Genomic DNA, 16,603 nt, shown 5'->3' with positions numbered 1-16,603 from the left:
GACGGTGCTAATCTTTGCCTGCAATATTAGTGAATATACCTGTTAAAAGAGTTTTGTAGATAGATTTTAAGCTATTCTTTAAAAATTGATAGAAAAGCTTCTGTTTCGTGTTGAGAAGTGAAGTTAGAATCCAAAACTTCTTTTTGCATCAAGCCAATTTTTTTTCTTTCATCTGCTGAAGTATTAATTAGTTTCCATAGTGTTTCTATGCAACTAGACTCATCTCCAGGGTGAAAAACAAAACTATTAGGAATATCAACTAAAACATCTCTCATACCACCTACAGAAGAAGCTAAAACAGGAATGCCAAGTGCGCTAGCTTCTAGTAAAACATTTGGCATGCCGTCGTAAAACGAAGGTAAGGCAATTACATCGCAGGCAAGATAGTATTGTATTAATTCGTATCTATCTAAAAATGGCAGAAATGTAGTATTTAGGTTGTAGCCTGCTACTATCGTATCAATATGTGTTTCTCTTTCTCCAACTATAATTAGGTGTATTTTTTCTGAGAGTCCACTTTTAGCAATACTTTTTAAAAGAAAGTCGCATCCTTTTTTAGCTTTTAAATGGCCAAATAAACCAATTGCAAGTTTAGAATCTTCTACATGTTTTGCTCTAAATTTTTCAGCAAACTCAAAGTCACTTTTTAAAGCTTGCCAATTGGTAGATTCAATGCTGTTAGGAATAAATTTTACTTTCTTTTCTGGATAAAGCAGCTCAATTTTATCCTGCATTTCACTAGCAACTGTTGCTATTGTGTGTGCTTGATTAATTGCTCTTTCGAGAATTGGCAGTTTTCTAGAAGAAAAAATTGCATTGTCAAAATCATTTCCGCGAAAAAGGCAAACTAGCGGTAGAGATAACCATTTGCTAAAAACAGGAGCTGTTAATAGAGGTAGATAACCTCCAAATGCAACAATATGAGTGCAAAACTTGTATTGCGCTTCTTGTGCTATAAAGTTCCAAAGGCAATTGACAGTATGTGCTTCATCAGTATTAAATGGCACATTTAAGTAGGTTCCCTTTACTTGGTTAGTGATTTTAAAAGAAGTGTTTCTTCTGGTAAAATGGACTATATCAACTATAACTCCACTATTTCTAAGGTTTCGAATGATTCTGTCGCAAGATTGCGCCATGCCTCCTCTTTGCGGTGGATAGTTTTCAGTTAGCCAAAGTAGTCTTATCTCATTTTCCAGCATAAATGGTGGTTTTCGATAACTGGTTTAATTTTTAAAAGTGAAAATTATAAAATGAGAAATAATTATTGGCAATTAAATTTAACTAGAAATAAAAAAAACACTATTAAAGAATAATAGTGTTGTAAATAAGCGAAATATATTAATAGAGTTTAACTAAGATAGAGTTAGATTAGTAGTTGTTGGTATTTCAGTAACATTTACAAATAATTGTTTAAGTAAATTCTCTCCTGAAATGGGCGACTTTATGTTTACAACAACATCGTTGCATTTTAAATAGTAAACATCATTGTCTTTAACAATGCTAGCATCGAAATGGAAGGTTCTTCCAAGATGCTTTTGCTCATAATGATACTTTTTTATTGTTTCCATACATATAAGGGATATATATATCAATTTATTTAAATAAAACGTGATTTGTAACCCTTTGTTCAATAATTAAATAGAACTGTTAACAATTTGATTAAAAAATTACATTTTCTCTTGTTAAAATACAGTAATAAGTAATGGGTTAAGTGCTTTATTATACGGGTTTAGCGTGTAAGAGAGTTGTTTGAAATGTCTTTTTTAATAATTTAATTATCTCATCCTTATTATAACTTACAGTTAGTTTTTTACTGATTTTTGGTGTTATAACTGCCGAATTATCACATTTTTTTACTGATTTACACATTTTAACATCTTAATATTTATTAAGAAATGAAAAGTTTATATAGATTTATCGAAATATGGCGACTTCATCTCTCATAAATATTTATGTTATTGCCAATAGATTGTCTCCATAAAATAACAGTAATTGTTCTCTGAGTTTAGGTTTATTATTAGCTATCCTCTTTGAAAATGAAAAGTATAATCTGCAAATATAAAATACCGATTTAATTAATTTTTAATAACATACCCAAAAACCTATGAACAGAAGAAATGCTGTAAAAAGGATTAGTGCCTTGGCTGGTGGTACCCTTTCCACTCCACTAATTGCAGCTATTTTGAATGGTTGCAAGCCTTCTGAAAAACCAGACTGGCTTCCTGAGTTCTTAAGTCCTGAACAAGACCAAATAGTGATAGAAGTTTCGGAATTAATTATTCCTACTACTGATACACCAGGTGCTAAAGAGGCACTTGTAAACAGATATATCGACTTGGTTTTAAAGGATTGCTATACTCCTGAAGATCAGAAGAGTTTTCTTGAAGGTATAAATAGCCTAAACAAAGCAGCAAAAGATGAATATGGAAATGACTTTGTTGATTGTGAAAAGGAAGAACAAGTAGCTCTTCTGAAAAAATTTGATGAAGAAGCATACAATGGTGCAAACACTTCAGGGAAAAAACCTTTCTTTAGATTTATGAAAGAACTGACAGTAGTTGGTTACTGCACATCTGAAGTAGGTGCAACACAAGCTCTTAATTTTGTTGCTGTGCCTGGTGCTTATAATGGTTGTATGCCTTATAAAGAAGGAGATAAAGCTTGGGCTATCTAAAACATGATATGCAAGATTTTATCTGGAAATCAAATTCAAGAATCAATCAACTTTGATAAAACAGAATTATAATGAATTTAAATACAAAGGCAAAAAAACAAAATACATACGATGCTATCGTGGTTGGCTCAGGTATCAGTGGTGGTTGGGCAGCAAAAGAACTAACTGAAAAAGGATTGAAAACCCTAGTTCTGGAAAGAGGTTACGAAATTAAGCATCCCGAAGATTACGAAACTGCGATGAAAGATCCTTGGGATTTAAAACACAGGGGGAAAGTAACACAAGAGCAGTTAAAAACGACTAAAGAAAAGCAGCAGAGAATCGGTTACTTGACTGAGGAAATTGCTCATATGTTCGTAGATGATACCGAAAATCCTTATTCTGAAGTAAAAAGATTTGATTGGCTTAGAGGATATCATACTGGTGGCCGCTCTCTTATGTGGGGTAGACAATCTTATCGTTGGAGTCCAATGGACTTTGAGTCAAATGCTAAAGATGGATTTGGTGTAGATTGGCCAATAAGATATGATGACCTTGCTCCATGGTACGATTATGTAGAAGGATTTGCAGGAATAAGTGGGCAAAATGAAGGTCTTGAGCAATTACCTGATGGTAATTTCCTTCCTCCAATGGAAATGAACTGTTTAGAAAAGCACGCTGCTCAAAAAGTAAGAGAAAACTTTAATGATAGAATAGTTACAATAGGCCGAGTTGCTAACCTTACAGTAGCTCACAATGGTAGAAATCATTGTATGTATAGAAACCGTTGTGCTAGAGGCTGTCCTTATGGTGCATATTTTAGTAGTCTTTCGTCAACGTTACCGGCAGCTGCTAAAACTGGTAATATGACATTGCGCCATAACTCTATAGTTAACTCTGTAATTTATGATAAGGAGCAAGGTAAAGCTACTGGAGTTAGGGTAATCGATGCAGAATCAGGAGAAATGCAGGAGTTTTATGCAAAAATTATTTTCTTAAATGCTTCAGCAGTTGGTTCAGCTTTTATTTTAATGAATTCTGTTGATGAAGTTTTTCCAAATGGCTTAGGTAATACAAGTGGAACCTTGGGGCACTATCTAATGGACCATCATTTTAGAACAGGTGCTAGAGGAGAGTTTGATGGATTTGCAGATCAATATTATTCAGGTAGAAGAGCGAATGGTATCTATATTCCTAGATTCAGAAATATTAAAGAGAAGCATCCTGATTTTATTAGAGGTTATGGTTATCAGGGTGGAGCAAGCAGAGAGTCTTGGATGAGAGGTGTTGCCGAAATGGGTTTTGGTGATGAGTTTAAGCAACAAATGGTTGTACCTGGTCCTTGGAGTATGGGTTTAGGTGGTTTTGGTGAAACTCTACCATACTTTGAAAATAAAGTAACTCTAGATAAAGAAAATGTTGATAAATGGGGGCAACCAACCGTTAAGTTTGATTGCGAGTTTAAAGAGAATGAGATGAAAATGAGAGTTGATATGCAAAACTCAGCTGCAGAAATTCTAGAAGCAGCAGGTTTGAAAAATATTTCAACTTATGATGCAGGGTCTTATCCAGGACAAGGAATTCACGAGATGGGTACATGTGTAATGGGTAAAGATAAAAAAACATCGATGCTTAATAAAAATAATCAATTACACGAAGTATCTAATGTATTTGTAACAGATGGTGCATGTATGTCTTCTGCAGCTTGTCAGAATCCATCATTAACATATATGGCCCTTACAGCTAGAGCATGCGATTTTGCTGTTAGTGAATTAAAGAAAAATAATATATAGGAAATACTTATTTGTGATTATGAAGGGAGTTGTTAATTCAACTCCCCTTTTTTATGTTTAATGAAATAAAATTTATCTCTTTGTAATAAGTAAAAAATTAATCATAAAAGATATTTGTTAGCTTTACATCTAATTTTTACTGATATATAGAACAAATGAGGTCCATCAGATTTTTTATACTATTTCTCACTATAGCTTTCTTTTGTAATTCATGTTTCGAAATTAGAGAAGAGATAACCATTAATAAAGATGGACAAGGCACATATAAAATGTTAATGGATTTTAGTGCGAGTAAAAAAATGTTTCAGATGATGCTGGATATGGCAAATACAAAAGAAGGCAGCGCAGTTGGTTTAGAAGATAATCCATTAAGTGGTTTGGATTCAGCATTTACTGTACTTAGCAAGGAACTAAATAGGATAGCAGGTATATCTGATGCTAATGGCATTAAAGACGAGGAGAATTTTCAATTTGGGCTGCAACTTAATTATGAAAGTGTAGAAGCTTTAAATAAAGCTTTAAGTAAATTAGATGAAGGTAATACTAATGTCTCAGGAGCAGATTATTATATCTATGACAAAAAGGGGAGGTTAGAAAAAACAAACTCTTTCAACTTAAATAATCTCACAAGTGAAATGGTGCCTAAAGATGATGATGGCTCCAATAAAGAACTAAATGCACAGTTACAAACATTGTACGATGATGTAACTTATACAATGATTATCGAAACTGTTGACGCTAAAATTAGAAATTATTCTAATGAAGAAGCTATACTTTCCGATGATAAAATGACACTCACATTTTCGAAAACTTTAAAAGAATTAAAAGGAAATGTGGGTTTAGCTAATTCTATACGATTCAGATAATTAATTTTTTAATCAAGAATTTTTTTTTATGGCTTATTTATTCACTTCAGAATCTGTTTCAGAAGGACATCCAGACAAAATTGCAGATCAGATATCAGATGCAATATTAGATGCTATGTTGGCACAAGATCCTGATTCAAGGGTTGCTTGTGAAACTATGGTAACCACTGGGTTGGTAGTTGTGTCTGGTGAGATCACAACGAAAGCCTACGTTGAGATACCAGATGTTGTAAGAGAAACAATAAAAAAAATCGGATACAATAGTGATAACTATATGTTTGATGCTGAATCATGTGGTATTATGGTTGCTTTACATAGCCAGTCTCCTGATATTGCACAAGGTGTAAATGAGGGAGAAGGTGTTGATAAAGAACAAGGCGCTGGTGATCAAGGGATGATGTTCGGCTATGCAAGTAACGAAACACCAGAATTAATGCCAATGGCATTGGCTTTTTCACATAGGATGGTAAAAGAACTTGCACATATTCGCAAAGAAGAAAGCCACTTAATGCCATATCTAAGACCTGATACAAAAGCACAGGTAACAATTGAATATGGTGATGATAATAAACCATTAAGAGTTCACACAATTGTGTTATCAACTCAGCATGATCCTTTTGATGTAGAAGAAAAAATGCTAAAAAAGATAAATGATGATATCATCAATATTCTTATTCCTAGAGTAATTCCATCTGAATTATTAGATAATAATACTGTCTATCACATCAACCCAACAGGTAAATTTGTGATTGGTGGGCCTCATGGAGATGCAGGTTTAACAGGTAGAAAAATTATTGTTGATACTTATGGTGGAAAAGGTGCTCATGGTGGAGGTGCATTTTCTGGTAAAGACCCATCAAAAGTTGATAGAAGTGCTGCTTATGCTGCAAGACATATAGCTAAAAATATGGTTGCCGCTGGTATTGCAGATGAAATACTGGTACAAGTTGCTTATGCAATCGGGGTTTCTAAGCCTGTTTCATTAAACGTAAATACTTACGGAACTTCTAAAGTTGGTTTGTCTGATGGACAAATAGCTGAGAAAGTTTCAGGTATATTTGATATGAGACCAAAAGGCCTTGTAGATAGATTAAAACTAAAAAATCCTATCTTCTCAGATACAGCAGCTTATGGACACATGGGTAGAGAAAGCTATAAAAAAGAAGTTGATCTATTTACAGTAAAAATCGAAGAAGACGAAAGTATCAAGAAAGAAATCAGAACTAAAGAAACAAAAGCTCTTGAGTTCTTTACTTGGGAAAAGCTTGACTATGTTGATAAATTAAAAGAAGCATTTAATCTATAATTAAATATCTTGTAATTAATTTATTGATACATATTTAACAAAATGGCATCAGATTAATAAAATGATCTGATGCTTTTTTTTTGTGGTATTTTATAAAATTGCAGTATAGAGATAACCTGAAAAAATTATAAAGCTGGCTTTAAATAATTAAATTTACGTCTATGAAAAAGATATGTATTTTTTGTGGTTCTAGTCCGGGAAGTGAAAAAAGTTATCAACAAGCAGCAGAAAACTTTGGAGAGTTACTTGTTGATAAGGGTTTTGAGATGGTTTATGGAGGAGGCAGTACCGGAATGATGGGTTTTATTGCAAATGCTTTTTTGGCGAAAGGTGGTAAAGTTACTGGTGTAATACCGGGATTTTTAGTAGCTAAAGAGGTTGGTCATAATGGACTTACCGAAATGATAGAAGTAGAAAGCATGCATGAACGTAAGCAAAAAATGGCTGATATTTCAGATGCTTTTGTAGCTTTACCAGGAGGAATGGGGACTATGGATGAGCTTTGCGAAATTGTTACATGGGCACAATTAGGGTTGCATACTAAGCCAATCGGAATATTAAATATCAATAATTATTTCGATCCATTTATCGAGTTTATGAATCATATGGTTTCTCAAAGATATTTAAGTAAAGTGAATCGTCAGATTATTGTTTCTGATAAAAATCCTGAGGAACTTTTGAGAAAAATGCAAAATTACGACCCTCCCGTTGCTGAGAAGTGGTTAGATAGACATAGGACTTAGTCTATATTGTATTTATTTATTATTTCAAATAAGAAATTTTCTATCTTTGGATTTTCTGAAAATAGAAAGTATTTCAACAATAAATTATGATTAACAAAGACGTTACGTTGGGTATAGATATTGGTGGAACCAATACAAAACTAGGGCTGGTAAATAAACAAGGTTTTTGCCTTTCAGAATTATCAATTCCAACAGGAGCTGATAAACCATTTGATGAGTTTTTAAAGGTTGTAGTAGACTCTGTTGATAAACTCAAAGGAAATATCGATCACCAAGTAAACATCAAGGGAGTTGGAATCGGTGCACCGAATGGTAATTACTATACTGGCTTAATAGAAGAAGCGCCAAACTTGAATTGGGGCGACAAAGTTCCGGTAGTAAAAGAGATTGAAGCAAGATTAGGTATTCCTGCTACTCTAACTAACGATGCTAATGCAGCTGCTCTTGGAGAAATGCTTTTTGGCGTAGCTCAGGGAATGAAAAACTTTGTAGTAATCACACTAGGTACTGGCTTAGGTAGTGGAATTGTTGTTAACGGAGAATTGATTTATGGTCATGATGGATTTGCTGGCGAACTAGGCCACACAACCGTTTTTGTTGATGAAGGAAGAGATTTACCTACAGGAAGAAAAGGCTCTTTAGAGGCTTATGTTTCTGCAACAGGTATTAAAAGAACTGTGTTTGAATTACTGGCTAAAAGAATTTACCCAAGTGAGTTGAGAGATATTACTTACAATCAACTTGAGGCTAAACACATTACAGAAGCTGCTTTACGTGGCGATAAAATTGCCTTAGAAGCTTTTGATTATACTGCAAAAATTCTTGGTCTTAAATTATCAGATACTATTGCGCATTTAAGTCCAGAGGCAATTATCCTTTTTGGAGGTTTAGCAAATGCTGGTGATTTAATATTAGAGCCAACTAAAAAATATATGGAACAATATTGTTTAAATATTTTTAGAGGAAAGGTGAAGTTGTTGTTCTCTAATTTGAAAGGTAGCAATACTGCTATTTTAGGATCGAGTGCATTGGCTTGGACAGAATTTGAAAGAAAATCTAAAGCTTAATTATTTAAGGATATACTTATTTTGAAAAGCAGTTTCTTTAACTCAAAGAAACTGCTTTTTTATTTATCTATTCCTGTTGTAAAGCTTTTATAGGATTTGCATATGCTGATCTTAAAGTGTGAAAACTTATAGTAGCCAGTGCGATAAGCATAGTAATTATGCCACCTGCAATAAATATCAATGGATTAATAGATATTCTGTAAGCAAAATTCTCAAGCCAGCCTTCAAGAAGTAAGTAAGATGGCGGGATTGATAATAAAAATGCGATAAATATCATTATTGCAAACTTTGCAGATAGCACGACTAAAATCTGTTGAACAGAGGCTCCCAACACTTTACGAATACCAATTTCTTTAATTTTTCTTTCAGTAGTGATGGCTGCAAGACCAAAAAGTCCCATACAAGCAATAAGAATAGCTAAAACCGCAATAATAGTAACTACTACAGTCAGTTGCTGATCTGAGCGGTACAACTCATTAAAATGGTCATCTAGAAAAGAATAATCAAATGGCCAGTCACCAACTTGCTCGTACCAGATTTTTTCCAATTGAGCTATTGTCTCATCTACATGCTGGCTACTTATCTTAACCGACATTTCATCGTAGCCCCAATCAGGGTGTACTACCATGGCTAAGGTATTAATTTTATAGTGTAATGAATTAAAGTTAAAGTCTTCTGTAACTCCAATTACAGAGCCTAAGGTATCATTATTATAAAAAGTATGTCCAACTTCTAAACCGACTACTTCTTCTACACCAAGCTCTTTGGCAAAAGCTTCATTAATGATAAATGCCATATCTTTATCACTATCTATATCTTTTGAAAATCCTCTTCCATCTTTGAGTTTAATTCCATAAACTTTTAGGTAATCATAATCAACATTTACATTAGAAGGAACAAGACTTAATAAACCAGTGTCGAGTCTGGCTTTAAATCCCCATTGGTGAAAGTTGTTGCCTAAGCGTTGTCCAGAAGCAGTAACGCCTAATACATTGCTTTGCTGCAACATGGTTTCCTTTAAAGTTTCAAATTTTTCATTAGCATCATCCGACATATCTATGAGTACAATATGCTCTTTGTCGAAGCCAATATTTTTATTTTTCATATAAAATAATTGATTTACAACGACCAGTGTACTTACAATCATAGCCATAGCTAATCCAAATTGGAGTACAATTAGTGAGCTTCTGGTAAGAGATTTTTTTCCACCTTTTGGTAAACCCTTAAGTACTTTTACAGGCTGAAAAGATGAAAGAAAAAATGCTGGATAAATACCAGAAAGCAAGCCTAACATCATTGTTCCGGAAAATATCAGCAGTATTAAGCTCGGTTCTGAAAGTAATGTAAATACGCTGAGAGATCTGTTTATTAAGTCATTTAATATTGGAAGAAATATAAGACTAATAAGAAAGGCTAAAGTGAGTGCCGCAGAAGTGAGTAAAGCAGCTTCAGTAATAAATTGTAAAAATATTTGCTGTTTTTTTGCGCCAATCGTTTTTCTTATACCTACTTCTTTTGTTCTGTAGGTGGCTCTGGCAGCAGCAAGGTTTGTGAAATTTACTGTAGCAATAAGTACTATAAAAAGGGCTACAAGTAAAAAAATATCAAGGTATTCTCCATTAAACTTTCTGTAATTTTCATAGTCGTGTTCAATATCTGTTGATGCAAGATGCACTTCATTTAAAGGCTGAAGAAACATTTCATAGTAATCGTTAATCTCTTCATTATCAGTATGTCTTACTAAAAAGTCAGGAAATTTGGCTTCTAGTTGTTTAATGTCAGTTTGTTTATCGAGCTGTAGGTAAGTAATTAAAAAGTTAGAACCCCATTGATCATTAAAATCAGGATTGTCTCTTGTAACTGTAGACATCGAAATGAGCGCATCAAATTGTAGGTGTGAGTTTTCAGGAATATTTTCTAGTATACCTGTAACTTTTCCCGAATTATTTTTAGTAACTAAAACCTGATTTAACGCATCATCTATACTATCAAAAAATTTTAAAGCGCTTTCACGTGTCAATAGAATTGAATTAGGTTCATGTAAAGCTGTTGCTTTATCTCCAACCAAAAGCTCAAAATCAAATACTTCGAGAAAAGTACTATCTACAAATGCGAGTCTTTCTATTACAAACTGTTTTTCATCTTTGCTAAAGTTTGTCTTTCCGCGCATCCAGTATCGAGTGCAGTTTTCAATTTCTGGAAAATCGTCTATTAGGTGAGGCCCCATTGAAGGCATAGAAAGTGCAACTTTTTGCACATTAGTTCCTGTGAAACTTTGCACTTCGTCTAACCTATAAAGCTGATCTTTTTTACTGTGGAATTGGTCAAAACTCTTTTCATCAGCTATAAACAAATAAATAACTATGCAAGCTGCAATACCAATAGCCAAACTAAAAATATTGATAAATGTATAAAGCTTGTGTCTTCTGAAATTTCTCAGGGCGATGAGTAAATAATTTTTGAACATAATGGAGGGATTTACTTTGAGGTAACCTTTACAGTGAGTACTTGGGATAGCTGGAATAGTTACATCAATTTAAGAAAAACCTCCCCACCAGTCAATACAGCTTGGTGCAACGGTTTAAATACTAAAATAATGGTTGCATAAAAGGATTAATTATAAAATATTGTAGCGTGTTATCTGCTGTAAACACAGTTTGCAGATTGATAGGTAAATTCGGTACCGGCATACTCAAATATTTTTGCCATTGGCAGTACTTCCAAGTCTTCTTTACTAATTGTTTCGCAAAGTTTTGTAGCAAGCAGAGAAGAACTTGTAGGCCAGAATCTCATCTTGTTTTCATTTTTTAAAGTGAGGATATAATTTGAGTCTGAAGTTACAGCAAGTGTTTTTACACTATTTTCATTTTTAAGAATAAGAGGGTTTTCTTGAGGATTACTACTCCAAATTCTAACGGTTTGATCGTCGCTTGCAGATAGCAAGTGATAATCTGAAATATCAAAAGACAATTGATAAATCGCACCTGTATGCCCAAAAAATGAGTTTATCTGATTGAAAGTTTCGGTTTCCCAAGTTTCGATATTGCCATTTTTGTAGCCTGTAGCCAGTATCTTACCAGATTTATCGAATGCGAGAGCAGTTACTGAAGCTGAAGTATATTGCCTTACTTTAGAGTTTGAACCAATGCTTAGCTTTTGGAAAAGTTCTAACGTACCTCTTTTTGATGTAGTAATTGTATAGATATTTATTTTGTCTTCTACTCCAAAAGCAATCATAATATCTTTACTAGTATTAGTAGATACAGCCATTGCTGTAATGGTATTACTTTTTGTTTCGTAAATCTTTTCAGCTATATATTTAGATTTAGTTCTTTGATCATTTAAACCCCAAAGGTTTACTTTGTTAACTCCTGCTGCAATAAAGGTTTTGTTGCTATCATCAGCATTTGGAAGAAATTCTAAAAACTGAACAGGCTCTCCTAAGTCTGCAGCAAGTTCTGCTTTTGAACCTTTGCTAAACATAAAATTACTCAAGAGATATACTTCTCCACTAGTAGTTCCTGCAAGTAATTGGTCGGTTTCTTCACTAAAAACTAGCTTGTTTATTGAGCTTTTTAAGTTAAATGTTGATAACTGAACAACTGAGTTAGTAGAGCTAACCCTGTATATATACACAGTTCCAGACTCATCTCCAATTGCCAAAATAGAAGGCTCTCTATTAAGTATTTGCCTTATCGGAGCATTTTTATGGCTAAAAGCAAAAGTGGTTAATGGTAATTTACCTCCGATAGAAGCATCATCATTTTCATAAAAATATAAGGTACTGAGTGCGCCAAATATTTCGGGTACATTGCCTGTTTTTTCATGTATTTTCTGGTTTAGCAATGTATTAGAATCTAAAGAAACAATTTGTTTGCTTTTCAATGGTAAAAAATCTCTATCACTAATTGTGAATTGTTCATTGAGATAATAGGCATGCAAACCGAGAACTTTGGCGATCTCAACATTGCCATTATTAAATTCATTTTGTGATGCAGTGGCTAGTTGAGAAGCGGCAGAAAGCATCGTGATTTTATCTACTGTAGCCTTTTGTTCCTGATAAGCTACTTGAGCTTCTTCTGCTTTGTTTTTTTGTTCTTGGTAAGCGATTAACCTTTGTTCTGCCAACTGCCTTGCTTTTTGTGCCTCTTCTTCTTTTTGTAAGGCTATTATGGATTGTTGTCTAGCTTTTTCTTCACTTACTTTGGCTTGTTCTGCTGCTAGTTTCGCTTTTTGAGCTTCTTCTTTTGCTAAGGTTTCTGCTTTATTGGCTGCAATTTGAGCTTTTTGAGCTTTTTCTAAAGCTTTAGCTAGCATATCTTCATTTTCTTCTGCAATAACTCTAAGACTATCAGCTTTGTGTTTTTCTATTTCTGCCTGAATTCTAAGACTGTCTGCTAGGTCTTTGTCGGCTACAGCTTTATTGCGTAAACTATCTGCTACAATTTTTTCTGAAAGCGCTAAACCTTCTGCTTTTTCAGCTTGTTTTCTTTCTCTGTTAGCCAAATATGCCATCACTCCTGAAACTACAAGTAAACCTGCCATCACGATAATCATGGCAACCATGATCATTTTTCGCTTCTTCTCTTTTGAATTGGCAACCTCGCTTAGATCTATAAAGTTTTTGAGTAGTGATGTAGGAACAGGTTTCTTCTCAGATTTTAAGGCGTGTTTTAACCAACTGCTGGCAGTTTCTAACTCAAGTCCTGCAAGTAATAAACCCTGGTTTTTACCTTGCTCTTCCCAAGTTAGTGCTCGTTGAGACCATTTTGTATGTTGCTGAATGTAATCTCTATCAATGTCAAGAACACTTACCAGATCATTAAATGCCTCAGTAAAATCATTTTTTTCAAAATCAATCCAGTGAACTGCTGCCAGAGTAGGATGTAGGTATTCTGTTTTTCGATGAAGAATGGTGATAAAGCGTTTATTGAGGCTGGCTGCATATTCTACTTCATCTGAACAATAAGGAGATTTAATCGCCTCAGGAGAAATTACAAAAATGAAATTGTCTGATGATTCAATCCCTCTATATATTTCTTGTTGAAAGTCTGCCCCAGAAGTAATACTTTCTTGATCAAACCAAGTGGTTTTACCTTGTAACTGTAACGCATCATTAAGTTTACGGGCAAAGTCGCTATCAGCTCTCGAATAGGAGATAAACACTTCATTAGAAAGCTGCATTCTTTTAATACCACTTGCTGTAATAAAAGTATCGTGCAGATTTGTAGGCTTGTGTTCTTCTCGTTTCTTGCCAATCTCTAACCAAGCTTCAGCATCTTGTAAATTATATCCACGAAGCAATAAGCTTTCGTTTCTGCCTTGCTCTTCCCACTTAATTGCTTGAGCCAGATATCTTTTATGTTTAGAGTAATATCCTTTTTCTTTATTAATCTCAGAAAGTATTCGGGCAATTTTCTCCTGATATTCTTCTTTAAGAAAAATATTATTATCTATCTCAGAAAAATCAATATACTGTAAGTCTCTTATGCTTTGAGGTATATCTTCGGTATCTAGTATTTCTGTAAGTATTGGAATGATGCGCTTGTTGTATTTGAGCGCAATGGCAATCTCCTTTTTACAGTAATCAGAATCTATAGATTCTTTGGAGAGAAATAAAATGAAGTTATCTGCTTGGGCTATGCCATCGTTAATGGCTTTTTCGTAATTCTGGCCTGTTTTAATATCTTTTGTGTGTACCCAAGTAGTTACGCCAAACCTCGATAACTGCTTGCTAATATTATTTCTAAACTCTTTATTTTCTACAGCATAGGCAATAAATGCCTCTGTCATCAGATTTTCACCGTTTTTTTTTGACTCGCAGATATATTCGCAATGCAGGTCTGTAGGAATACAAGGAGGCTGTCCTTTTAAAAATTCTTGTGCTAACCACTTTTCCGCATCTTGTCTGTCTTTTCCAACTAATAAATATTTACCCGCACGCTGATTTTTTTCCCAGTTAAGCGCCCTTACTAATAGTCGAGTGTGCATCTCCACATAATTGGCATGGTTGCCAATAGATTGCAATAAACCTTGGAATGATACTTCAAAGTCATCAATTTGTTTCCACTCGAAGAGTTCTTTATTTTCGTCTGCTTCTTCGCGAATGTAAATCCAGTTAATTTTTGCAATGGCCGGATGTATATTATCTAACTCATCTGTTGGTTCTACATGCAAAAGTGGAATAATACGCTTATTGAGGCTAAGCGCCATTTCAATCTCTTTAAGGCAAAACTCAGATCGTATTGAATGTGGCGAAATGATAAAAACAAAGTTATGGGCATTTGCTATGCCTTCGTTTATCTGCTCTTGAAAATCTACACCAAGTGGAATATCATTCTGGTCAAACCAAACAGAATAGTTATCATTTACAAGTGAATCGTGCAATTTGGTGGCGAAAGCTTTGCTATGGCGTCTTCCATAAGAGATAAAAACATCATCAAATTCATTTTTACCATTCTGATGGGCTATGTGTAAAGCTTTACCGGAGTTTAAAAACCTAACTACATCATCTAATGTGTGAAGCCAATTACCTCCATTTTCTCTTACTTGTTCTCCAAGAATATTGAGCGATTCTATTTCTTCTTCAGAAAAGGCGGTGTCATCGTCTTTTTCTAGAAAGCAATAAAGTGTTCTGTCGGGTCTTTTGTATGAGTCGTCAGTTACTTCTGCAAGTGCATAGAAACCGGTTAATTTAGGAGTGATTACATAAAGGCAAAAATCGCAGTATTGGCGCTCATACAACTCTCGTTGATAGGCAGCATCATCCCATTCTTTCACAACTGGATTAAAGTAATCTATTTCCAGTTCTGGAATAATTCTATCTCGCCAATCTGAGCCGTTAACTGTACCTCCTAAAAATACCTTCATTGATAACTATTCAAAAAATTCACGACTTCGTCCAGTGATTTAAGCCATCTACCTCCATTTCTTTCAACCATTTTCCCTGTTGCTTCTAAAGACTTTTTTTGGTGTGGAGTAAACAATTTATGGTTTTCTTCGAAAACTGCGCAAAACAGTGTTTTCTCTGGTTTTTTATTAGAATCTTCTATTAAAGCGGGTATCAGATAAAAACCTTGCATTAAAGGAGTAATCACATACAGTAAAAAATCGCATGTGTTAGCAGCAGCATTGGCAGAAGTATACATGGCATTATTTACAGAAACACGTGGTTTGCTTAATGGTGCATATCCTGATTGCTTTTGGTGTGTATTATCTTCTTGCAATGGGTCTACATAACCGATTGTTAAGTTCGGAATTATTTGCTCCCTCCAAGAAGACTCATTACCTACACCGCCTAAAAATACTTTTGCCATGGTTAAAATTCTCCCTCAATATAAAGATTTTTTATTTCATCATGCTAATTAAATCATTATGCACTTTCATGTGTATATACATGGCTAATAATCCGCTTACTTTATCACTTTTCATTAAATTTCGCCTAAAAGCAGCATTTTTTAATTTATAGCTTTGTTTAAAATTAAGCTGACATGAAAAACAGACTTTTCCATATTGCCATTATCATTATTTCGATACTAGTACTTACTGCTGAATTTCTACAAATAGACTGGCTTATGTACTTAGCAAAGCCATGTATTATGCTTTGGGTAATTTCTTATTATCTATTAAACACTCAAAAAAATCAGCTCGAAAAAAATACTTTAATTGCATTTAGCTTTGCCTTACTTGGTGATGTACTGCTAATGTTTCAAAAACAACATGAAAGTTTTTTTATTTTAGGTTTAGCGAGTTTTTTAGTCTGTCAAGTTAGTTATTTACAGGTTTTTATGAAACCAGTACTGCAAAAAGATATAAGAAAAAGTATTTTGGTGATGCAACCCTATTTTTTACTGTTCTTTTTGATCTATGCGGGTTCATTATTTACGGCTATGTACCATCAACTTGAACATTTTATGAGAATTGCCGTTTTTGTGTATGCTGCTGCATTAACAGCAATGGCAGCCACAGCATTAAACAGAAAAGGATATGTAGCTGAAAAAAGCTTTTCTTTAATTTTTACAGGTTCATTGCTGTTTCTTATATCAGATTCTTTAATTGGAATTAACAAGTTTACATTCCAAATCCCTTACGCAGGAATCTGGATTTTAGGGACATATATAGCAGCACAATATTTAATTGTAAGGGGTTTAATAGAAGAGAAATTTGACAAATAAA

The 16,603-nt window shown here is 34.0% G+C and carries 12 protein-coding genes; 7 read left to right on the top strand and 5 right to left on the bottom strand.

Annotated elements, in window-relative coordinates; all coding sequences use genetic code 11:
• Positions 1–71 precede the first annotated feature (71 nt).
• Positions 72–1,199, bottom strand: a complete 1,128-nt coding sequence (locus tag OQ292_RS07910; RefSeq protein WP_284685516.1) for a glycosyltransferase family 4 protein — start codon at positions 1,197–1,199, stop codon at positions 72–74.
• A gap of 153 nt (positions 1,200–1,352) precedes the next feature.
• Positions 1,353–1,568, bottom strand: a complete 216-nt coding sequence (locus OQ292_RS07905; RefSeq protein WP_284685515.1) for a hypothetical protein — start codon at positions 1,566–1,568, stop codon at positions 1,353–1,355.
• Positions 1,569–2,104: 536 nt separating this feature from the next.
• Between OQ292_RS07905 and OQ292_RS07900 the strand changes: the two genes are divergently transcribed.
• The 6 genes from OQ292_RS07900 to OQ292_RS07875 all read left to right on the top strand — a co-directional run bounded on the left by OQ292_RS07900 (position 2,105) and on the right by OQ292_RS07875 (position 8,428).
• Positions 2,105–2,674 (top strand): gluconate 2-dehydrogenase subunit 3 family protein, encoded by a 570-nt coding sequence (locus OQ292_RS07900; RefSeq protein ID WP_284685514.1) that lies wholly within the window; start codon positions 2,105–2,107, stop codon positions 2,672–2,674.
• Between the two features lie 71 nt (positions 2,675–2,745).
• A complete protein-coding gene (locus OQ292_RS07895) occupies positions 2,746–4,446 on the top strand; it encodes a GMC oxidoreductase (RefSeq protein ID WP_284685513.1) in 1,701 nt (566 codons plus the stop codon).
• Between the two features lie 155 nt (positions 4,447–4,601).
• Positions 4,602–5,312 (top strand): hypothetical protein, encoded by a 711-nt coding sequence (locus OQ292_RS07890; protein ID WP_284685512.1) that lies wholly within the window; start codon positions 4,602–4,604, stop codon positions 5,310–5,312.
• Positions 5,313–5,340: 28 nt separating this feature from the next.
• Positions 5,341–6,618 carry a methionine adenosyltransferase gene (metK, locus tag OQ292_RS07885; RefSeq protein WP_284685511.1) on the top strand — a complete coding sequence of 426 codons (1,278 nt, stop codon included), beginning with the start codon at positions 5,341–5,343 and terminating at the stop codon, positions 6,616–6,618.
• A gap of 161 nt (positions 6,619–6,779) precedes the next feature.
• A complete protein-coding gene (locus OQ292_RS07880; RefSeq protein ID WP_284685510.1) occupies positions 6,780–7,361 on the top strand; it encodes an LOG family protein in 582 nt (193 codons plus the stop codon).
• A gap of 86 nt (positions 7,362–7,447) precedes the next feature.
• A complete protein-coding gene (locus OQ292_RS07875) occupies positions 7,448–8,428 on the top strand; it encodes an ROK family protein (protein ID WP_284685509.1) in 981 nt (326 codons plus the stop codon).
• 67 nt (positions 8,429–8,495) lie between these two features.
• On the opposite strand, the gene OQ292_RS07870 is transcribed toward OQ292_RS07875, so the two are convergent.
• From OQ292_RS07870 to OQ292_RS07860, 3 genes are all read right to left on the bottom strand, one after another.
• Positions 8,496–10,895, bottom strand: coding sequence for an ABC transporter permease (locus OQ292_RS07870; protein ID WP_284685508.1), 2,400 nt, complete (start codon positions 10,893–10,895; stop codon positions 8,496–8,498).
• Positions 10,896–11,065: 170 nt separating this feature from the next.
• Complete coding sequence (locus OQ292_RS07865; RefSeq protein WP_284685507.1) at positions 11,066–15,298, bottom strand: TIR domain-containing protein; 4,233 nt, start codon at positions 15,296–15,298, stop codon at positions 11,066–11,068.
• Positions 15,295–15,744 carry a hypothetical protein gene (locus tag OQ292_RS07860; RefSeq protein WP_284685506.1) on the bottom strand — a complete coding sequence of 150 codons (450 nt, stop codon included), beginning with the start codon at positions 15,742–15,744 and terminating at the stop codon, positions 15,295–15,297. The genes OQ292_RS07865 and OQ292_RS07860 overlap by 4 nt, the downstream gene beginning before the upstream one ends.
• Positions 15,745–15,918: 174 nt before the next feature.
• Between OQ292_RS07860 and OQ292_RS07855 the strand changes: the two genes are divergently transcribed.
• Entirely contained in the window at positions 15,919–16,602 is a 684-nt protein-coding gene (locus OQ292_RS07855; protein ID WP_284685505.1) for a lysoplasmalogenase, read from the top strand.
• Position 16,603: the final 1 nt, after the last annotated feature.

It is taken from the genome of Chondrinema litorale (genome assembly GCF_026250525.1).
Classification (GTDB): Bacteria; Bacteroidota; Bacteroidia; order Cytophagales; family Flammeovirgaceae; genus Chondrinema; species Chondrinema litorale.
The sequence above is the reverse complement of the archived record's forward strand: the minus strand, read 5'-3'. Positions and strand labels throughout refer to the sequence as shown.